Raw genomic sequence first — 19,555 nt, 5'->3', positions numbered from 1 at the left:
AAACTACCGGGCTGAATCGGGCCAGGGGCCTTGAACCACGCGAGGGGCCTCACGGAAAGACAGGTCCGCCCTGTGGGCCATGGCCAGCGAGCAACGCTGACCGGGCCAGCTGCCGCGGCGCTTCACCACATTCACCTTCAGGTCCTGTTGGTCTCCGGGTTCCAGTTCAAGGCGAAGCGCGGCCGGAGAGTTCTGCCCGGCGTAGCGGCGCTCACGGAACAGCACACACACATTACTGCCGGCCTCTGCAGCCAGCTGCAGGCGCCGGACTTCCCGGGAGGCCAGCTTGCCCGGCCAGGCCATCACCAGTCCTGTTACCGGTGAACGAAGGCAGTTCTCCAGCGTCCACAGGAAATCGCCTTCGTCTTCGGTGTGGATCATCACTACCTGATCAAGATTCACGCCTTCCCGTGCCAGGGCAGGGGCGTAGGGAGTGTGCGGTGGATTTAGCCAGAACACGGTTTTGCCGTTATGGGACAGCCGTTGCATTAATGGCAGCAGCAGATGCAGTTCGCCAATGCCGGGTGTGTCCAGCAGGCATTCGCTCAGGGCGCCCTTGGGCCAGCCCAGGCCGCCGAGCTGGTTATCCAGTACCTGGTAGCCGGTTGGTTCCGCCGGCTGGGTGGTTTGCATATGCCGGTGTCCCTGCCAGACACGGGCATCCTGCATCAGCGTGTTCAGAAGCTCGCTCATGGGAAGACTCTCAAAATACTGTTTAAATATACAGTATTCTGAAAGTGGCCGGATTTCAAGGGAAGGGTTGATAAAGCAAAGGGCACAACCCACGCTTGTAGTACAGCCATCAACCATGGAGGTTGAAATGAGTGACCTGAAAGCGCACAGCTGTGAAGCCTGCAGCCCAAACGCCCCCAAAGCGACCGAGGAAGAAAAGCAGCGGCTGCACAAAGACGTTCCGGACTGGGAAATTCTGAACATTGACGGAGAAGAGCGGCTTCATAAGGTCTACAAACTCAAAAACTTTGTTAAGGCTCTGGAATTCACCAACAAGATTGGCGACCTGGCTGAAGCCGAAGACCATCATCCCGTGGTTGTTCTGGAGTACGGAAGAGTCGCGGTAAGCTGGTGGAGCCACGAAATTGGCGGCCTGCACAAAAATGACTTCATCCTGGCAGCAAGAACAGACGCTGCCTTCAACGATATGCAATAACCCTGATCGCGGCGGAACCCGGTTTCCGCCGCTTTCCCTCCGGAGGTCTAGAACCCCTCATCGACAGGACTGCGTACGCCAAAGCCCCCCTTGCGGACAACGTGAGTGTAGATTTCGGTGGTGCGTACGTCGGAATGGCCGAGCAACTTCTGAATGGTGCGGAGATCATAGCCGGCCTCAAGTAAGCGTGTGGCAAAGCTATGACGAAAGGTATGACTCCCTGCAAGCTTGCGGATGCCAGCCGCCTGAATAGCCCGACGAAAGTGCTTTTGAACAGTTCGATCCAGCAAGTGATGCCGCCTTCGAATGCCTGAACGAGGATCCATCGAAAGCTCCTGCGCGGGAAAGATATACTGCCACCCGGTCTCCTGACTGGCATTTGGATATTTGCGTGCAAGGCCCGCTGGAAGATAAACAAAGCCAAATCCTTTCAACAGATCTGCCTTATGCTGATGCAGCGCGGAATCAATCTGATGCTTTAACGGCTCCACGAGGCGGTCCGGCAGTAGCGTAATTCGGTCTTTAGCACCTTTGCCGCTTCGAACAATCAATTGCTGCATATCAAAATCAACATCTTTGACTCTTAAGCGCAGGGCTTCATTGATACGCAGTCCAGAGCCATAGAGAAGCATGGCAACAAGCTTGTAGTCTCCGCTCAGATTGCGAATAACGGACCTGGCTTCTTCCGCGCTGAATACCGTTGGAAGCTTTACTGGCTTTCTGGAGTGCTCGAACTTCAGATCGTCCAGAGGTTGGCTCAGGAATTCCCGATATAAAAATACCAATGCGTTCAAAGCGACTCTCTGGGTAGAGGCGCTGGCGTTTTCCTGCAAAACCAGATGAGACAGAAATGCTTCGACTTCTGCAGAGCCCATAGCTTCAGGGTGTTGGAGGCCGTGGAAGCGGATAAAGCGTTTGATCCAAAAGAGGTAGGTTTTCTCCGTTTTATACGCCATACCTCGCAGACGTAAAAAACTCCGAACCTTGTCCAAAAACCGGGTTGGTTGCGCAGGTATCGGGGTGGGGATATCCATATCCAGTCATCCTTAAATACTGTTTTTATATACAGTATCTTGGTGTTAGCCAAAGTCAAGGAGCTGATGTTTGGCGGAGTTATACGAACGCGTTCGCAAAACTCCAAAACATCACATGAGAAATGAAGATAACTATCTGATAGGGTTGAAAGTTGGAACACGAAGGGCGGAGTTATACGCCCATGGCTAGGAGCAGGAGTGGCTCAGGAACGGGCGTATAACTCCGGCGGTAGCCGTGGTAATTGGTGCTCAAGATGCTCTTTTTACTGAAGAATTGGGCCCCAGTTCGGGGAAGTTTGACCGGAGTTTTGCGAACGGGTGATATACGAACGCGTTCGTATAATTAGCTGTTAAAGCGGTGGGTGAGGGTGCAAAGGTTTTCTTGCCGTTTCACCGTAGGTTAGCGGTATACCACTGTATAAGTAAACAGTATCATTTTGCATCTGGGATCGTGTGCAAGAAAACAAATAATGCGGATCGCCGTTGAGCGCTCTCCCTGCTACCCTCAAGAGCCGGAGCAGACGGATAAGTCGCGGCTTGATCCGTCTGCTCCGGCTCTTGAGGGAAAGCCGATCAATCCGCGATCGTGGTCGCCTTTGTTCCGTGCCTTCTCGTCTTGGTTGCCCGCGCTGACCATTGGCCTGATACCTTTCCAGGGTTGTCTTCCGGGTATGGAGTGGCCTGTGACTAAGAGCAATATGACAGTCTTTCTGGACGTTCCGTTTAACAACACGTTGCACGCGACCTGCGCTTCGCTCCGGCACGTGAACATGTATCGTTAAATCAGTAGTGATACCGGAGTTGGGCGATAAGCAAAGCGTCATCCGTGACTTTGTAAACTATTCGGTGTTCTTCGTTGATTCGGCGAGACCAGTACCCTGCGAGGCTGTGCTTGAGGGGCTCTGGTTTGCCAACACCTTCGAACGGTTCTCGCTTGGTCTCTTTAATCAGCTTGTTGATTCGGTTAAGAATCTTTTTGTCGGTTTTCTGCCAGTACAGATAGTCTTCCCAGGCGTTCTCAGAGAAGATGAGTTTCATTCAAGAAGTTCCTTTTCTTGACCACCGCCTTGCTCTAGTTCGGCAACAGATTCCAGCAAACGCCGTGCGTTTTTCGGTGCGCGCAGAAGGTATGCCGTTTCTTGCAGCGCCTCGTAGTCCTCCAAGGAGATCATAACCACTGACTGGGACTTGCTCCGGGTAATGATCACAGGGGAATGGTCTTCACAGACCTGCTCCATGGTTTTTGCTAGATTGGTTCTAGCGGCTGTGTAGCTGATGGCATCCATAAGGTTGCTCCTGTACAGGATGTTGATCATGGTCAGGATACCGTACGTCAGAGGATTTAACAATCGGCTGCACAGCGACCGGTTTTCCGCCGCTTCGCGGCTCCAAACCGGCGCATGAGCCGGGCGTTATAGGGCTTCTCGATCACTATGAGCAAACTGGCCGGAATGACCATCAATGAACGTCTCTTTCATGTCGGTATCATGGATGAGTTTGATGCAGCCATTTTGTCTCACGATCAAGATCAAGCAATTGCTCTATTGCAACGTGTAGAGCTTTCGAAGGAAGAGGCAATGGCAACTGTGGCAACTGTGGCAACTGTGGCAACGATTTTTAAGAACCCGGGCAAGTATGGCTACATCAAGCCGTAAACCAGGTGCTTTGCAGCCCAATAACAAGGCCATTAAGTCTGTTCCGGGCCGATGGCCCTCCACCGGACGCCCTTGTCAGGGCGCCGCTTATGGCCGGCGTGTGTGCCGGGCATGGCACAGAACTAGGGAGGTGAAAGTCCTCCTGCCAGGTGTTCGCAGAGCCGAAGGCTAGGAGAAGAGCAAGGGCGTCATCGCGAGGTGGGGTCCGGAGGAAGCCCAATCCAAAGCGGCGGGGCGACGAACAGGAACCCGATACGAGGTGTGGTACATCCGGGGCGAGCGGGCACGTGACCGCGAAGCCCTCCTTCTGCGACTGGGGTGTGCTTTATAAATCGGGCGTCTACGCCGTGAAAGCTCTGTGCCTTACCCCGGGAGGTCTGCCATGTGTGGACGGACCCACTGAGAGACGAGCGATCGCCTCTGATCGCGTGGCAGAAATCAGCCGAGGGCATAGTAGGTTCGCCCGTGAACCGAAGGCCCGAACAGAGACAGGAGTCGAGTGTCCGTGCAGGGAAACGAGATGGCATCTGCAAAGCAGCTTGCGCTGCCCCTGGAGCAACCAGGGGATGAACCCGTTTCCGGAAATCGGGAAGACTCGCACTCCGTTCAACCCTCACCGTGGATGGCGCGTGTGTTGAGCAGGGACAACCTCAATCGCGCCCTGAAGCAGGTTCGACGTAACAAGGGAGCGCCGGGCGTCGACGGCATGACCGTGGATGAACTGCCGGATTATCTGCGCCAACACTGGCCGGAGATTCGACAACAGCTGCTCCAGCAGACCTACCGACCAAAACCGGTACGGCGGGTCACCATCCCCAAAGCCAACGGCGGTTCCCGCCCTCTGGGTATTCCAACGGTGCTGGACCGCTTTATCCAGCAGACGATTGCCCAAGTTGTCCAGCAGGACTGGGAACCCCGCTTTCATCCGAACAGCTACGGTTTTCGTCCTGGGCGTTCTGCGCATCAAGCGGTCCGATACGGACAGCGCTGCGCCCGGGAAGGTCGCAGCTGGGTGGTGGATCTGGACCTGGAAGCCTTCTTTGATCGGGTAAACCATGATCGCCTGATGGCACGGCTGAAACGGCACACGCCGGACAAGCCCTTGCTCCGGTTGATCAACCGATACTTGAAAGCAGGCGTCCAGATCGACAGCCGCAAAGCCCCGACACCCGAGGGCGTACCGCAAGGCGGGCCATTGTCTCCGGTGTTGGCGAATGTGGTGCTGGACGAACTGGATTGGGAACTGGAACGGCGCAACCTGCGCTTCGCCCGCTACGCCGATGACTGCCAGATCTATGTTGGCAGTCGCCGCGCTGGTGAGCGGGTGATGGTGAGTCTGACGCGCTTTATCGAGGACTCACTGAGGCTCACAGTGAATACACGAAAGAGTGCGGTGGACCGGCCCTGGAAGCGCAGCTTCCTGGGCTTCACCCTCAGCCGGAAAGGACAGCGACTGAAAGTGGCCAACAAAGCCCTCGACAAGCTGAAAACCCAAATCCGGATACTGAGCCGCCGAACACGGGGCCACTCACTGGCCCAGGTGATCGCAGATCTGAAAGAGACCCTGCTTGGTTGGAAAGCGTACTTCGACGAAGCCGAAGTGCTGAGCCCGCTGCGGGACCTGGACAAGTGGATACGGCGGAGATTGAGAAGTTACGTGTGGAAGCAATGGGGGCGAAGGGGGTATCGTGAGCTGAGAAAGCGGGGTGTCTCGGTCAGGTTGGCCTGGAACACCGCGAAATCAGCCCACGGCCCGTGGCGGTTGAGTCATTCGCCGGCACTGCGGCAAGCCTTACCGGCCCGATTGTTCCGGAGCTATGGACTGCCGGAATTGGCAGTACGGTAAAGGGTTGAATCAAGTCACTGAATCGCCGTGGTACGTGATCCGTATGCCCGGTGATGTGGGAGGAGGGGCATCGTGAGGTGCCCCCCTATCCCGATTATATATTTCTGAGGGAGTTCAAAATTGCTCAACAGGTCAGCTTTAATCCTCCGCTACAAAGAGCCCGCAGTGCGCTGGATCAACGAAGCTGATCCGAACCCCGATGGCCCGGCAATCACGCTAGAGGATGTTAACGAGGAACGTACCGTTTACCTCATTGACGAGGAAGTGGCCGACACTCCTGAACAACTCAGAAAATGGGTCAAAGCTAACTTCCGCCCGCTATTTGAGAGCGAGCTTGGCGGGTGGTACGTCGACCCTGATTTATGGCCCCGGAAGCTCACCCTGAAATTGTTCGACGAGTGGTTTACGGTCGAATGCCACACAATGATTTTCGATACGGTTGGTGGTCCAATTGAGGACGACGAAATATAACAAGGCGCATCAATACGCGGCCGATGGCCGCCGGACGCCCTTTTCATTGCGGCTGCGCCTCCATTACAAGGGCGCCGTTGTGCGCTGGCGTTATAAGCACTAGGGAAATTCGCATGATCAACAAGGAAGTTTTAGTTCTTCTGTTTTTATTATCAGGATCTGCTATCGCTGGGGAAAAACCGCCTGAGCTTTGGTCATGGTTTAAAGACCTGAGCAAATCCAAAGAGGCTTGCGAGATACAAAGCTCATATGCCCTGCAAGTCCTGGGGCTGGAGAACCAGGTTGAGAATGAGTACGGAATATACGGGAACGTAAAGTCGAACCGTGTTGTAGTGAAATGTATAGAAATATCACCTACCCAAAGCAAGCTCATGGTTGCGGTTGCTGGCTATAATAAGGATTCAGTTGAGCTTGTGAGAAACAAAATCATTGATTCAATTCAGTAGCATAGAGCTTATAACAAGGCCAGGCACGCGACGCCTACTGCATTGCGGCTTCGCCTGCATTCCGTAGCCGCGCATGCTGGCTAGCGTTGAGGCTGTAGAAAAACCCCGAAATCTCCACCCCGGTTTGGTAGGATCAGGCAAACGGACAAGGAGTTGTTGGCATGCCCCGCTTCAAGCATTACAACTACGACCAGGACGCCATGGTCGTGATCAACTACCAGGAACAGCTTCAACCCGGCACCTTTGAATACGCGGTGCACTACCTGATCGAACATAAGCTAGACCTGTCAGTTTTCCATCCCAAATACCGCAACGAAGACACTGGCCGTTTGGCCTACGATCCGGCCATCCTGCTGAAGATCATTCTGTTTGCCTATTCCAAGGGCATCACCTCCAGCCGTGAGATGCAGTGGTGCTGCGAGACCAACATCATCTTCAAAGCCTTGTCCTGCGATACGGTTCCCCACTTCACCACCCTGGCGAAGTTCGTCAGCAGCCATGCCGAGGAAATCGAAGAGCTGTTCGAACAGGTACTGCTGGTGTGCCACGAACAGGGATTGCTGGGCAACGAACTCTTCGCTATCGACGGCTGCAAGATGTCCTCCAACGCCGCCAAAGAATGGTCGGGCACCTTTAAGGAACTGGGCGAAAAGCGAGAGAAACTGCGACGACTGATCCGCCACCACTTGAAGGAGCATTACGAACGGGACGAGGCGGAGACCGAAGCCGAACTGGATCGGGATATCCGTCGGGCAAACACCATCCTCTCGCTGGATGAAGCCATGAACAAAGTGGACCGCTTCCTAAAGACGAACCGCCCAAGGATGGGCCGTGGGAAGCGGAGCAAGGAAGTGAAGAGCAACCTGACTGACAACGAAAGTGCCAAGATGACCACCAGCAAAGGCACGATCCAGGGCTATAACGGCGTAGCCACGGTGGATAAGAAACACCAGATCGTCATCGACGCCCAGGCCTTCGGCGAAGGCCAGGAACACCACACCCTGCAACCGGTACTGGAAACCGTCGAATCCCGATTCCGGAAACTGGGCATCGCTGACAGTATTTACCAGCAAGGCACGGTCGTCACCGCCGACACCGGCTTCGCTAACGAAGCCAACATGAAGTACCTGCACGAACGACAGATCAACGGCTACGTGCCAGACAATCGGTTCCGCAGCCGGGATCCGAAGTTCCAGAACCAGAAAGACAAATACGGCAAGCGTCATCAGAATCTGCCGGATACAGGCTGGAAGCAGACCATCCCGGCCAGTGAGTTCCAGTTCGATCCGGTAACCATGACGTGCATCTGCCCGGCAGGTAATTCCATCAGCTACCAAGCCACACGCGAAGCCGAGAATGGCAAAATGCGGGTGCATTTCGAAGGGCGTTTGCTGCAATGCCGGCACTGCCCGAAGAAGCATCAGTGTATGCAGAACCCCGCGTCCGCCAACCATCGCAAAGGCTCCGGAAGACAGGTCTCGTTTACCATCGAAAACAAGCGCCTGCCAAACTACACCGACTGGATGAAACACCGGGTGGACAGTCCGCAGGGCAAGGAAATATACAGTCACCGGATGTCGGTGGTAGAGCCGGTATTTGGCAACATTGGTACCACGAAGCGACTGAACCGTTTCAGCTTGCGAGGCAAGAAGAAGGTGCAGGGCCAGTGGCAGCTGTACTGCCTGGTGCACAATATTGAGAAGTTAGCGAATTACGGGCGGTTAGCGGCGTAATGCCGAGGGTGGAAGGCCAGAAATGTGGCCGCTGAATGCTAGTAATACCGGCACTAAGACCGTCAACGGGCCGAAACTGATGGCTGAACATCGCAATGGCAATAATCGGCTAGCTGATGGCTGCGACAAAAATTTTAGGAACCAGGCGCTGGGAGCGACTCGCAATCGGGTTTTTCTACAGCCTCGTTAGTTGCCATCCTTGAAATCAGAGTATTCCGAAATGATTAAAGATATAAAACTGAAATTTGGTCGAGCTGAGGGACTTAGTGCAGAAACAATTACTGCTATGCCTATCACAGTGTTCGTAGGCCCGAACAATTCAGGGAAAAGCAAAATACTCTCTGAAATACATCAGTTTTGCAGCAATGGAAACAAAAACACCAACAACGTAATCATTGATACGATAGAGCTGTCTCCATTTGGGGAAGACGAAATAGATGCCAAGATTAATAAGGTGACGCTCAAGCCAAATCCTGGCGAGGCAGTTCAGCCGGAGCACATTTTTGTCGGCAAGAGAGGCGCACGAAACCAAGTGCATCTGCCAGCACTAAAGCAGGCCCTTAAATCGCCTAATCAGCAACCAACCCATACATGCCAGTGGTACTTGGCATATAACACCCTGATTCTTAACGGCAATAATCGAATCAATTTGGTAAATGAGCAACCAGCAGGAAATCTTCAGCAGCCTGCACAAACTAGTTTTCAGACGCTATTTCGGGATGACACCAAAAGAGAAGAGGTACGAAGGATAGTATACGAAGCTTTTGGGCAGTATTTAGTTGTAGACCCAACAAATCTAGGAAAGCTTAACTTGCGACTTTCCGAGTTTGCCCCTGCTGATCACATGGAAGAGAGAGGAATTCATGACGAAGCAGTTAAATTTCACAATAAAGCACTTCTAATTAACCACGCAAGTGACGGTGTTAAAGCTTTCACTGGAATGGTTACAGAAATGATTGCAGGTGACCCGTCAGTACTTCTTATGGATGAGCCAGAAGCCTTTTTACACCCTTCTTTGTCTTTTAAGCTGGGGAAAGAAGTTTCTGGAATAATGTCGCATTCTGATAAGCGACTTTTCGTCGCAACTCATAGCCCAAACTTTGTGATGGGCTGCATTCAGTCAGGAGCCCCAGTTAACATCGTGCGCCTCACTTATAGAGATGGCGTTCCAACATCTCGAATTCTGCCGAACAAGGAAATTCTGAGGTTGATGAGGAATCCTCTTTTACGCTCGACGGGTGTGCTCAGCGGTTTGTTTTATGAATTTGTAGTTGTGACGGAGTCAGATGCGGACAGGGCATTCTATCAAGAAATTAATGACCGTCTTCTAAGGTATTCTGATGGAAAGGGAATTCCGAATTGTTTATTTCTCCATGCGCAAAACAAGCAAACCGTGAAAACTATTATAAAGCCGCTGCGTGAATTAGGGATTCCTGTTGCAGGCATTGTTGATATTGATGTTCTTAAAGATGGTGGAAGTGTTTGGACAAGTTTTCTCGACTGTGGATTCTTGCCAGAGATTGAACGGCAACCATTAGCGAGCCTGAGGCAGGCGATAAAGCAGAAGTTTGAAGGTTCCGGTAAGGATATGAAAAGAGAAGGCGGAATAAAAATACTTAACGAGGAAGACAAAGAAGCACTATCAAATCTATTTCTAAAGCTATCAGAATATGGACTTTTTGTTGTTCCCAATGGCGAGCTCGAATCGTGGCTTAAAAGGTTGAATGCAAGAGGGCACGGACCAAATTGGCTGGTCGAAATCTTTGAAAAGATCGGTGAAGACCCAAATTCTGAGGAATATGTTAAGCCTGAAGAAGGTGATGTATGGGGTTTTATTGAGGAAATATCAAAGTGGTTCTTCAATCCAAGAAGAAAAGGCATTCCCAAATAGCAACTAACAAGGCCAGGCACGCGACGCCTACTGCATTGCGGCTTCGCCTACATTTCGTAGCCGCGCATGCTGGCTGGCGTTGAGGCTGTAGAAAAACCCCGAAATCTCCACCTCGGTTTGGTAGGATCAGGCAAACAGACAAGGAGTCGTCGGCATGCCCCGCTTCAAGCATTACAACTACGACCAGGATGCCATGGTCGTGATCAACTACCAGGAACAGCTTCAACCCGGCACCTTTGAACACGCAGTGCACTATCTGATCGAACACAAGCTGGACCTGTCAGTTTTCCATCCAAAATACCGCAACGAAGACACCGGCCGCTTAGCCTACGATCCGGCCATCCTGCTGAAGATCATCCTGTTTGCCTACTCCAAAGGCATCACCTCCAGTCGCGAGATGCAGTGGTGCTGCGAGACCAACATCATCTTCAAGGCCCTGTCCTGCGACACTGTTCCGCACTTCACCACGTTGGCCAAGTTCGTCAGCAGCCACTCGGATGAGATCGAAGAGCTGTTCGAGCAGGTATTGTTGGTCTGCCACGACCAGGGCCTGCTGGGCAACGAACTCTTCGCCATCGACGGCTGCAAGATGTCGTCGAATGCGGCCAAAGAATGGTCCGGCACCTTTAAGGAACTGGAAGAGAAACGAACCAAGCTGCGACGCCTGGTTCGCCATCACCTCAAGGCCCATTACGAGCGGGACGAGGCAGAGACTGAAGCGGAACTGGACCGGGACATCCGACGAGCCAAGACCATCCTGTCCCTGGATGAGGCCGCCAGGAAAGTCGACCGCTTCCTAAAGACGAACCGCCCAAGGATGGGCCGGGGGAAACGGAACAAGGAAGTGAAGAGCAACATCACCGATAACGAAAGCGCCAAGATGACCACCAGCAAGGGCACGATCCAGGGCTATAACGGCGTGGCCACGGTGGACAAGAAACACCAGATCATCATCGACGCCCAGGCCTTTGGCGAAGGCCAGGAACACCACACCCTGCAACCGGTGCTGGAGAGCGTGGAAACCCGCTTCAAGAAGCTGGGCATCGCCGACAGCATCTACCAGCAAGGCATCATTGTTACCGCCGACACCGGCTTCGCCAACGAAGCGAACATGAAATACCTGCATGAACGGCAGATCAATGGCTACGTGCCGGACAACAAATTCCGCAGTCGCGACCCGAAGTTCCAGAACCAGAAAGACAAGTACGGCAAGCGTCACCAGAACCAGCCAACCACGGGTTGGAAAGACATCATTCCGGCCAGTGAATTCCAGTTCGATCCGGTCAACCTGACGTGCATCTGCCCGACTGGCCAAGAGCTTACCTACCGGGGCCAACGGGAAGCGGAGAATGGCAATATCCGGGTGCACTTCGAAGGTCGATTGCTGCAATGTCGGCACTGTCCCAAGAAGCACCAATGCATGCAGAACCCTGCATCCGCTAACCACCGAAATGGGTCTGGCCGACAGGTGTCGTTCACCATTGAGAACAAGCGCTTGCCCAACTACACGGACTGGATGAAACACCGTGTCGACAGCCGTCAGGGCAAAGAGATCTACAGCCACCGCATGTCGGTGGTGGAACCGGTGTTCGGCAACATTGGCACGAATAAGGGGCTCAATCGCTTCAGTTTGCGGGGCAAAAAGAAGGTGCAGGGCCAGTGGCAGCTATACTGCCTGGTGCACAATATTGAGAAACTGGCGAATTACGGGCGGTTGGCGGCATGAAACAGGGATCAGAAGGCGGGAAATATGGTCCCTGGATGCCAGCAATACCGGCACTGGAAGCGGCAAAGACCCGAAACGACTCGCTGAACATCGAAAGTGGAATCATCAGTCAGTTAATGGCCGCGGCAAACAATTTTAAGAACCAGGCGCTGGGAACGACTCGAAATCGGGTTTTTCTAGAGCCTCGTTAGGTAATCGTGATGATGAAATGGGTCGCAACCCTCTTGCTAGTTACCCCCGGTGCCGTACTAGCAGAGACTGAGCTAGACTTTCACCTGTGTTCAGCTTATGTGCAGCAATCGGCAGTAGGTACACAGATCGAAAATGAATGGCCGGTTCACGTAAAGTTGACAGAGGTTAGCGCCACAAGTTTTGAGCGTTTCACTGATGCAAACATTGGCAGAATGAGCCGAATTATTGTCGGTGGTCGCGTATTTTTGAGAGCGACGATATGGACGCCAGTTCCTAGCGGAACCTTACGTGGGAAGTTCAGCTCCCAGGAGGTTGCCAAAGCATGGCAGCGAACTCTTGTAGGAGAATTACCCGCAGCTCCGTGCGGTGTGAACTGAAAAATGCCTAACCAATCGCTCAAGTACGTTACCGGCCTGGCGGCCGTCCACCGGACGTCCCTGACGGGCCGCCGCTTAGCTTCGCGTTAATGGCCAAGGCTTCGGGTAGTAGAGTGCGGAGTTGCTTTCAAGTGTTTACCACCGTTCAGAATTTCTCCCCGCAAAACACTGCAAAATCCGTGAGTTTCGTGTTCCGATTCCTCGCGCCATGGGCTAGGGTAAGTGCAAGCTTAAAAGCAGGGGGCATTCGGCACTATGTGCCAGAGATGAGCCGCCGGGTAACCGGTCACTAATAAGGCCAGGCACGGCGTCGTCTTTTTTGTTGCGGCTGCGCCTCCACTACAAAGCCGCGCATGCTGGCATGCGTTCGCAGGCTGCGCTCGAAAGTAGAAAAAGATCAACGGTAAATAACGATAACAAAGTGAGGCGAGAGGTTAATGAAGGATCAATCAAGGACCAAAACCTTGGAGTTTGATGCTCCAAAAACAGAACAAGAGGTCTACGCTCTTGTGCAAAACGCTCTGAAAAGCGAGTTCCAGACGGTCAAGCTGAATGAAAAAAAGAAGAAAAAGGATTTCCGCGAGGTGTATCTTCGCGTCCGGACCAAAATGCTCTCCCCGATAATTTCCCTTCGGGGGCCTTTGAGCGTTCAGGTCAAGGACAACAAAGCACGAGTGAACATTGATGGCAAGACCATGGCAAATCGCTGGTATTTGTTCCTGTTCATTCTGTGCGTGTTTTTGCCTCCACTGTTTTTGCTTCTTCTGATGCTGTTCGTGTCACAAAAGAAATCGTCAAACGAAGCGATCGACAAGGTCTTCGAGCGATTGGAGTTCGACTCTTCCGCATACGAATAGAAAAAAGGGGATTGACCGGCGTTTCGGTCGAGGGGCAATTCGGCGTTATGGTTCCTGTCGCCATGCGGTGGGTTGATCCAGCGTATCTGGGAGTTGGCATTCAACTTGGGGGCGCTGGAAAGCGCCGGGTAACCGGCCATTAACAAGTCAGGTCAGCGGATGCGTGAGACGCGCCGCTGCCTTCAGCGCTATGCCATGCACTGAACTGGTCAGCTAAAAGGAACGTCGGTTTGCGTTTAGGTTGGGTAAAAGGTGACAAACTTATAGGTGTACTTAACTGGATTGGTACGCCGGCAGTCTTTCTCTACTTTTTTAGCATGATTGTCTACCCATGGTTTGAGACAGGTGGCCAATGGTCTGGCGTGCAAGAAACATGGATGGATTGGCAGACGTTAAATGTTGGTGTTTTGGCGTTTATATCAAGCATGGTGGCTTTCAATATTTCGAAATACCATGCGAATCAGCAGCGTGAAAGGGAGTTCATTGCAGCGAGAGCGTTTCTTCCTGAGGCGCTCAGTGAGCTGGCCGAATATTTTGAGCAAAGCGCAGAATTGCTCAAAGAAGCTTGGGATAGGGCGAAGGACAAACAGGATCAATGTAAAACTTCCTTGGAGCGCCCCGTGCCTAGTCTTCCAGAAAACTATAGAGAGATTTTTAGCAAGTGTATTTCTTTAGCTGAACCTGAAGTAGCTCAATTCCTTTCATATATTTTGATGCGATTGCAAGTTCACCACGCGCGAATCAATAGCTTGAGTAAGAGCTTTCAGCCCGTTAGTAATACTCTGGTTATAAAAGACAATATAAAGTCATACTTTTATCGATTGGGCGAGTTGCAAGCTTTGATTGGGAGGATTTTTAACTACTCCAGAGGTCTTGAGGGTTTCGATGATAGCCCCTTGTCTTGGGATGAGTTTAAAGGTGCCTATGGAAACTTGGATCTATGGATTGATGAAATTGATGATCTCAGCGACTTTACCAGAAGAGCTATCGGCAGAGGGGATAACCATGGTTGGAAGGCATAACAAAGCCAGTCACGGCGACGTCTACTGCATTGCGGCTTCGCCTTCGCCTTCGCCTTCATTCCGTAACCGCGCATGCTGGCGGCGTTGAGGCTGTAGAAAAACCCCGAAATCTCCACCCCGGTTTGGTAGGATCAGGCAAACGGACAAGGAGTTGTTGGCATGCCCCGCTTCAAGCATTACAACTACGACCAGGACGCCATGGTCGTGATCAACTACCAGGAACAGCTTCAACCCGGCACCTTTGAATACGCGGTGCACTACCTGATCGAACATAAGCTAGACCTGTCAGTTTTCCATCCCAAATACCGCAACGAAGACACTGGCCGTTTGGCCTACGATCCGGCCATCCTGCTGAAGATCATTCTGTTTGCCTATTCCAAGGGCATCACCTCCAGCCGTGAGATGCAGTGGTGCTGCGAGACCAACATCATCTTCAAAGCCTTGTCCTGCGATACGGTTCCCCACTTCACCACCCTGGCGAAGTTCGTCAGCAGCCATGCCGAGGAAATCGAAGAGCTGTTCGAACAGGTACTGCTGGTGTGCCACGAACAGGGATTGCTGGGCAACGAACTCTTCGCTATCGACGGCTGCAAGATGTCCTCCAACGCCGCCAAAGAATGGTCGGGCACCTTTAAGGAACTGGGCGAAAAGCGAGAGAAACTGCGACGACTGATCCGCCACCACTTGAAGGAGCATTACGAACGGGACGAGGCGGAGACCGAAGCCGAACTGGATCGGGATATCCGTCGGGCAAACACCATCCTCTCGCTGGATGAAGCCATGAACAAAGTGGACCGCTTCCTAAAGACGAACCGCCCAAGGATGGGCCGTGGGAAGCGGAGCAAGGAAGTGAAGAGCAACCTGACTGACAACGAAAGTGCCAAGATGACCACCAGCAAAGGCACGATCCAGGGCTATAACGGCGTAGCCACGGTGGATAAGAAACACCAGATCGTCATCGACGCCCAGGCCTTCGGCGAAGGCCAGGAACACCACACCCTGCAACCGGTACTGGAAACCGTCGAATCCCGATTCCGGAAACTGGGCATCGCTGACAGTATTTACCAGCAAGGCACGGTCGTCACCGCCGACACCGGCTTCGCTAACGAAGCCAACATGAAGTACCTGCACGAACGACAGATCAACGGCTACGTGCCAGACAATCGGTTCCGCAGCCGGGATCCGAAGTTCCAGAACCAGAAAGACAAATACGGCAAGCGTCATCAGAATCTGCCGGATACAGGCTGGAAGCAGACCATCCCGGCCAGTGAGTTCCAGTTCGATCCGGTAACCATGACGTGCATCTGCCCGGCAGGTAATTCCATCAGCTACCAAGCCACACGCGAAGCCGAGAATGGCAAAATGCGGGTGCATTTCGAAGGGCGTTTGCTGCAATGCCGGCACTGCCCGAAGAAGCATCAGTGTATGCAGAACCCCGCGTCCGCCAACCATCGCAAAGGCTCCGGAAGACAGGTCTCGTTTACCATCGAAAACAAGCGCCTGCCAAACTACACCGACTGGATGAAACACCGGGTGGACAGTCCGCAGGGCAAGGAAATATACAGTCACCGGATGTCGGTGGTAGAGCCGGTATTTGGCAACATTGGTACCACGAAGCGACTGAACCGTTTCAGCTTGCGAGGCAAGAAGAAGGTGCAGGGCCAGTGGCAGCTGTACTGCCTGGTGCACAATATTGAGAAGTTAGCGAATTACGGGCGGTTAGCGGCGTAATGCCGAGGGTGGAAGGCCAGAAATGTGGCCGCTGAATGCTAGTAATACCGGCACTAAGACCGTCAACGGGCCGAAACTGATGGCTGAACATCGCAATGGCAATAATCGGCTAGCTGATGGCTGCGACAAAAATTTTAGGAACCAGGCGCTGGGAGCGACTCGCAATCGGGTTTTTCTACAGCCTCGTTATAAATCGGTGGGTCATGGATATACCGTATGAAGATCTAGCACCTCTTTTCGAGGCGTATGGGGCAGCGTGTTTTCAAGCGCAGCATTTGGAATATGGTTTACTCTTGCTCCTGAAAATACTTCAACGCCCTGCTGTGGGAAAAAAGCCGACCCTCGGAAAATTAATAAAGCATGCAAAAGACTTGAAGCTTTTCACAAGCGAGGATTCGAAGAGCCTTAGGTCAGCCCTTGAACTCCGGAACAACTTGGTCCACGGCTACTGGCACCAAGATAAGGTTTTGAATATGAGGGACGCCCAGACTCGGTCGAGTATGAAGCGGGAACTGGAGTCTTATCAGGCCGATCTGCGAGTTGCCAGTGCTCTAATCGATGGTGCCATTGACAGCCTTTTAATTCATTGGGGTGAAAGCTTGGCGGGCTTCGGAGATGCAGCGATCGAAGATTGGCAAACTGACATTGGCTATGCGGAGGAGCTCCTGGAAAATTTATAACAAGTGCAGTCACGGCGACGCCCACTACATTGCGCCTCCGGCTCCATTACGTGGGCGCGCATGCTGCAGGCGTTGAGGCTGTAGAAAAACCCCGAAATCTCCACCCCGGTTTGGTAGGATCAGGCAAACGGACAAGGAGTTGTTGGCATGCCCCGCTTCAAGCATTACAACTACGACCAGGACGCCATGGTCGTGATCAACTACCAGGAACAGCTTCAACCCGGCACCTTTGAATACGCGGTGCACTACCTGATCGAACATAAGCTAGACCTGTCAGTTTTCCATCCCAAATACCGCAACGAAGACACTGGCCGTTTGGCCTACGATCCGGCCATCCTGCTGAAGATCATTCTGTTTGCCTATTCCAAGGGCATCACCTCCAGCCGTGAGATGCAGTGGTGCTGCGAGACCAACATCATCTTCAAAGCCTTGTCCTGCGATACGGTTCCCCACTTCACCACCCTGGCGAAGTTCGTCAGCAGCCATGCCGAGGAAATCGAAGAGCTGTTCGAACAGGTACTGCTGGTGTGCCACGAACAGGGATTGCTGGGCAACGAACTCTTCGCTATCGACGGCTGCAAGATGTCCTCCAACGCCGCCAAAGAATGGTCGGGCACCTTTAAGGAACTGGGCGAAAAGCGAGAGAAACTGCGACGACTGATCCGCCACCACTTGAAGGAGCATTACGAACGGGACGAGGCGGAGACCGAAGCCGAACTGGATCGGGATATCCGTCGGGCAAACACCATCCTCTCGCTGGATGAAGCCATGAACAAAGTGGACCGCTTCCTAAAGACGAACCGCCCAAGGATGGGCCGTGGGAAGCGGAGCAAGGAAGTGAAGAGCAACCTGACTGACAACGAAAGTGCCAAGATGACCACCAGCAAAGGCACGATCCAGGGCTATAACGGCGTAGCCACGGTGGATAAGAAACACCAGATCGTCATCGACGCCCAGGCCTTCGGCGAAGGCCAGGAACACCACACCCTGCAACCGGTACTGGAAACCGTCGAATCCCGATTCCGGAAACTGGGCATCGCTGACAGTATTTACCAGCAAGGCACGGTCGTCACCGCCGACACCGGCTTCGCTAACGAAGCCAACATGAAGTACCTGCACGAACGACAGATCAACGGCTACGTGCCAGACAATCGGTTCCGCAGCCGGGATCCGAAGTTCCAGAACCAGAAAGACAAATACGGCAAGCGTCATCAGAATCTGCCGGATACAGGCTGGAAGCAGACCATCCCGGCCAGTGAGTTCCAGTTCGATCCGGTAACCATGACGTGCATCTGCCCGGCAGGTAATTCCATCAGCTACCAAGCCACACGCGAAGCCGAGAATGGCAAAATGCGGGTGCATTTCGAAGGGCGTTTGCTGCAATGCCGGCACTGCCCGAAGAAGCATCAGTGTATGCAGAACCCCGCGTCCGCCAACCATCGCAAAGGCTCCGGAAGACAGGTCTCGTTTACCATCGAAAACAAGCGCCTGCCAAACTACACCGACTGGATGAAACACCGGGTGGACAGTCCGCAGGGCAAGGAAATATACAGTCACCGGATGTCGGTGGTAGAGCCGGTATTTGGCAACATTGGTACCACGAAGCGACTGAACCGTTTCAGCTTGCGAGGCAAGAAGAAGGTGCAGGGCCAGTGGCAGCTGTACTGCCTGGTGCACAATATTGAGAAGTTAGCGAATTACGGGCGGTTAGCGGCGTAATGCCGAGGGTGGAAGGCCAGAAATGTGGCCGCTGAATGCTAGTAATACCGGCACTAAGACCGTCAACGGGCCGAAACTGATGGCTGAACATCGCAATGGCAATAATCGGCTAGCTGATGGCTGCGACAAAAATTTTAGGAACCAGGCGCTGGGAGCGACTCGCAATCGGGTTTTTCTACAGCCTCGTTAAGCTCTATTGTTGCGTGGTGCGCAACATGCTAGTATTCCCTCATGATTAAATCATTCCGTCACAAAGGACTGAAGCGGTTTTACTCGACCGGCCACACGTCTGGCATACAACCCGACCATGCCAAGAAGCTGCGTATGCAGCTGGCTGCTCTGGATACGGCGACTTCAGTGGAAGACATGGATATCCCTGGTTTTCGGCTTCATCCATTGAAGGGCAAAGACAAAGGCCGGTGGTCGATTAGGGTTAACGGAAATTGGCGCATGACGTTCGAATTCCAGGACGGCAACGCCTACATTCTTGATTATGAGGATTATCACTAATGACTATGCATAATCCGCCGCACCCTGGTGAATTCATTCGCGAGGTGTACCTGGAGCCTTTCGGTATCAGCTCTCGTCAGCTTGCTTCCAGTCTGGGCGTTTCACCTTCTACTTTGTCTCGGCTGCTCAAAGGAGATAGTGGCATTAGCCCTGAAATGTCTTTGCGGCTGTCCAAGGTTCTCGGGCGCACTCCTGAGAGCTGGTTGGCGATGCAAGATATGTATGACCTATGGGTGGCTCGCGGCACAGTCAATCTGGATGGTATTCATCGCCTGGACTTCGAAGCAGCTTAACCAGTGGCTGTTGTCGGACGCGCCTGCGCTGGCGCTACGGCACGCCGAAAAGCCAAGCGTTGAGGCTGTAGAAAGACCCCGAAAATCCCCTCCCAGATTGGTAGGATCAGGCAAACAGACAAGGAGCCGTCGGAATGCCCCGCTTCAAGCACTACAACTACGGTCAGGACGCCATGGTCGTGATCAACTACCAGGAACAGCTTC

At 53.0% G+C, this 19,555-nt stretch carries 20 protein-coding genes; 16 read left to right on the top strand and 4 right to left on the bottom strand.

Annotated features, from left to right (window positions below; genetic code table 11):
• Positions 1–3 precede the first annotated feature (3 nt).
• Complete coding sequence (gene imuA / locus BKP64_RS07730) at positions 4–693, bottom strand: translesion DNA synthesis-associated protein ImuA (RefSeq protein WP_070968151.1); 690 nt, start codon at positions 691–693, stop codon at positions 4–6.
• A 127-nt stretch (positions 694–820) separates the two neighbouring features.
• Here imuA and BKP64_RS07725 point away from each other — a divergent pair, with 127 nt between their 5' ends.
• Positions 821–1,168 carry a 4a-hydroxytetrahydrobiopterin dehydratase gene (locus tag BKP64_RS07725; protein WP_070968148.1) on the top strand — a complete coding sequence of 116 codons (348 nt, stop codon included), beginning with the start codon at positions 821–823 and terminating at the stop codon, positions 1,166–1,168.
• A 47-nt stretch (positions 1,169–1,215) separates the two neighbouring features.
• On the opposite strand, the gene BKP64_RS07720 is transcribed toward BKP64_RS07725, so the two are convergent.
• The 3 genes from BKP64_RS07720 to BKP64_RS07705 form a co-directional block, all read right to left on the bottom strand.
• Entirely contained in the window at positions 1,216–2,202 is a 987-nt protein-coding gene (locus BKP64_RS07720) for an integron integrase (RefSeq protein ID WP_070968145.1), read from the bottom strand.
• A gap of 783 nt (positions 2,203–2,985) precedes the next feature.
• Complete coding sequence (locus BKP64_RS07710; protein WP_008938367.1) at positions 2,986–3,240, bottom strand: Txe/YoeB family addiction module toxin; 255 nt, start codon at positions 3,238–3,240, stop codon at positions 2,986–2,988.
• Positions 3,237–3,488 (bottom strand): type II toxin-antitoxin system Phd/YefM family antitoxin, encoded by a 252-nt coding sequence (locus BKP64_RS07705; RefSeq protein WP_012137510.1) that lies wholly within the window; start codon positions 3,486–3,488, stop codon positions 3,237–3,239. The genes BKP64_RS07710 and BKP64_RS07705 overlap by 4 nt, the downstream gene beginning before the upstream one ends.
• A gap of 147 nt (positions 3,489–3,635) precedes the next feature.
• On the opposite strand from BKP64_RS07705, the gene BKP64_RS07700 reads away from it, so the two are divergent.
• The 15 genes from BKP64_RS07700 (at position 3,636) to BKP64_RS07630 (ending at position 19,351) form a co-directional block, all read left to right on the top strand.
• On the top strand, positions 3,636–3,857 hold the full coding sequence (locus BKP64_RS07700) for a hypothetical protein (RefSeq protein WP_070968138.1): 222 nt from the start codon (positions 3,636–3,638) through the stop codon (positions 3,855–3,857).
• A 520-nt stretch (positions 3,858–4,377) separates the two neighbouring features.
• A complete protein-coding gene (ltrA, locus tag BKP64_RS07695) occupies positions 4,378–5,703 on the top strand; it encodes a group II intron reverse transcriptase/maturase (RefSeq protein ID WP_070973602.1) in 1,326 nt (441 codons plus the stop codon).
• Between the two features lie 165 nt (positions 5,704–5,868).
• On the top strand, positions 5,869–6,174 hold the full coding sequence (locus BKP64_RS07690; protein WP_198402661.1) for a hypothetical protein: 306 nt from the start codon (positions 5,869–5,871) through the stop codon (positions 6,172–6,174).
• A gap of 113 nt (positions 6,175–6,287) precedes the next feature.
• The gene (locus BKP64_RS07685; protein WP_070968133.1) at positions 6,288–6,620 is read left to right on the top strand and encodes a hypothetical protein; all 333 of its coding nucleotides are present in this window, start codon (positions 6,288–6,290) and stop codon (positions 6,618–6,620) included.
• 161 nt (positions 6,621–6,781) lie between these two features.
• Entirely contained in the window at positions 6,782–8,353 is a 1,572-nt protein-coding gene (locus tag BKP64_RS07680) for a transposase (RefSeq protein ID WP_070968112.1), read from the top strand.
• 220 nt (positions 8,354–8,573) lie between these two features.
• Positions 8,574–10,244 (top strand): ATP-dependent nuclease, encoded by a 1,671-nt coding sequence (locus tag BKP64_RS07675; RefSeq protein WP_070968130.1) that lies wholly within the window; start codon positions 8,574–8,576, stop codon positions 10,242–10,244.
• 154 nt (positions 10,245–10,398) lie between these two features.
• Positions 10,399–11,970 carry an IS1182 family transposase gene (locus BKP64_RS07670; RefSeq protein ID WP_070968127.1) on the top strand — a complete coding sequence of 524 codons (1,572 nt, stop codon included), beginning with the start codon at positions 10,399–10,401 and terminating at the stop codon, positions 11,968–11,970.
• A 200-nt stretch (positions 11,971–12,170) separates the two neighbouring features.
• Positions 12,171–12,539, top strand: a complete 369-nt coding sequence (locus tag BKP64_RS19755) for a SecDF P1 head subdomain-containing protein (RefSeq protein ID WP_418287592.1) — start codon at positions 12,171–12,173, stop codon at positions 12,537–12,539.
• 437 nt (positions 12,540–12,976) lie between these two features.
• Positions 12,977–13,396 carry a hypothetical protein gene (locus BKP64_RS07660; RefSeq protein WP_070968122.1) on the top strand — a complete coding sequence of 140 codons (420 nt, stop codon included), beginning with the start codon at positions 12,977–12,979 and terminating at the stop codon, positions 13,394–13,396.
• A 230-nt stretch (positions 13,397–13,626) separates the two neighbouring features.
• A complete protein-coding gene (locus tag BKP64_RS07655) occupies positions 13,627–14,418 on the top strand; it encodes a hypothetical protein (RefSeq protein ID WP_070968118.1) in 792 nt (263 codons plus the stop codon).
• Positions 14,419–14,577: 159 nt separating this feature from the next.
• Positions 14,578–16,149, top strand: coding sequence for a transposase (locus BKP64_RS07650; RefSeq protein WP_070968112.1), 1,572 nt, complete (start codon positions 14,578–14,580; stop codon positions 16,147–16,149).
• Positions 16,150–16,265: 116 nt separating this feature from the next.
• Entirely contained in the window at positions 16,266–16,829 is a 564-nt protein-coding gene (locus BKP64_RS07645; protein ID WP_070968115.1) for a hypothetical protein, read from the top strand.
• Between the two features lie 147 nt (positions 16,830–16,976).
• A complete protein-coding gene (locus tag BKP64_RS07640) occupies positions 16,977–18,548 on the top strand; it encodes a transposase (protein ID WP_070968112.1) in 1,572 nt (523 codons plus the stop codon).
• 231 nt (positions 18,549–18,779) lie between these two features.
• Positions 18,780–19,058: a type II toxin-antitoxin system RelE/ParE family toxin gene (locus tag BKP64_RS07635; RefSeq protein WP_031211838.1), complete on the top strand. Its 279-nt coding sequence runs from the start codon at positions 18,780–18,782 to the stop codon at positions 19,056–19,058.
• A complete protein-coding gene (locus BKP64_RS07630; RefSeq protein WP_023012140.1) occupies positions 19,058–19,351 on the top strand; it encodes a HigA family addiction module antitoxin in 294 nt (97 codons plus the stop codon). The genes BKP64_RS07635 and BKP64_RS07630 overlap by 1 nt, the downstream gene beginning before the upstream one ends.
• Positions 19,352–19,555: the final 204 nt, after the last annotated feature.

The organism is Marinobacter salinus (assembly GCF_001854125.1).
GTDB classification, from domain to species: Bacteria; Pseudomonadota; Gammaproteobacteria; order Pseudomonadales; family Oleiphilaceae; genus Marinobacter; species Marinobacter salinus.
The sequence above is the reverse complement of the archived record's forward strand: the minus strand, read 5'-3'. Positions and strand labels throughout refer to the sequence as shown.

Excerpts from the sequence above, each read along its gene's own strand:
- imuA (WP_070968151.1), bottom strand. The coding sequence starts at position 693 with ATGAGCGAGCTTCTGAACACGCTGATGCAGGATGCCCGTGTCTGGCAG.
- BKP64_RS07725 (WP_070968148.1), top strand. The coding sequence starts at position 821 with ATGAGTGACCTGAAAGCGCACAGCTGTGAAGCCTGCAGCCCAAACGCC.
- BKP64_RS07720 (WP_070968145.1), bottom strand. The coding sequence starts at position 2,202 with ATGGATATCCCCACCCCGATACCTGCGCAACCAACCCGGTTTTTGGAC.
- BKP64_RS07710 (WP_008938367.1), bottom strand. The coding sequence starts at position 3,240 with ATGAAACTCATCTTCTCTGAGAACGCCTGGGAAGACTATCTGTACTGG.
- BKP64_RS07705 (WP_012137510.1), bottom strand. The coding sequence starts at position 3,488 with ATGGATGCCATCAGCTACACAGCCGCTAGAACCAATCTAGCAAAAACC.
- BKP64_RS07700 (WP_070968138.1), top strand. The coding sequence starts at position 3,636 with ATGAGCAAACTGGCCGGAATGACCATCAATGAACGTCTCTTTCATGTC.
- ltrA (WP_070973602.1), top strand. The coding sequence starts at position 4,378 with ATGGCATCTGCAAAGCAGCTTGCGCTGCCCCTGGAGCAACCAGGGGAT.
- BKP64_RS07685 (WP_070968133.1), top strand. The coding sequence starts at position 6,288 with ATGATCAACAAGGAAGTTTTAGTTCTTCTGTTTTTATTATCAGGATCT.
- BKP64_RS07680 (WP_070968112.1), top strand. The coding sequence starts at position 6,782 with ATGCCCCGCTTCAAGCATTACAACTACGACCAGGACGCCATGGTCGTG.
- BKP64_RS07675 (WP_070968130.1), top strand. The coding sequence starts at position 8,574 with ATGATTAAAGATATAAAACTGAAATTTGGTCGAGCTGAGGGACTTAGT.
- BKP64_RS07670 (WP_070968127.1), top strand. The coding sequence starts at position 10,399 with ATGCCCCGCTTCAAGCATTACAACTACGACCAGGATGCCATGGTCGTG.
- BKP64_RS19755 (WP_418287592.1), top strand. The coding sequence starts at position 12,171 with ATGATGAAATGGGTCGCAACCCTCTTGCTAGTTACCCCCGGTGCCGTA.
- BKP64_RS07660 (WP_070968122.1), top strand. The coding sequence starts at position 12,977 with ATGAAGGATCAATCAAGGACCAAAACCTTGGAGTTTGATGCTCCAAAA.
- BKP64_RS07650 (WP_070968112.1), top strand. The coding sequence starts at position 14,578 with ATGCCCCGCTTCAAGCATTACAACTACGACCAGGACGCCATGGTCGTG.
- BKP64_RS07645 (WP_070968115.1), top strand. The coding sequence starts at position 16,266 with ATGGCTGCGACAAAAATTTTAGGAACCAGGCGCTGGGAGCGACTCGCA.
- BKP64_RS07640 (WP_070968112.1), top strand. The coding sequence starts at position 16,977 with ATGCCCCGCTTCAAGCATTACAACTACGACCAGGACGCCATGGTCGTG.
- BKP64_RS07635 (WP_031211838.1), top strand. The coding sequence starts at position 18,780 with ATGATTAAATCATTCCGTCACAAAGGACTGAAGCGGTTTTACTCGACC.
- BKP64_RS07630 (WP_023012140.1), top strand. The coding sequence starts at position 19,058 with ATGACTATGCATAATCCGCCGCACCCTGGTGAATTCATTCGCGAGGTG.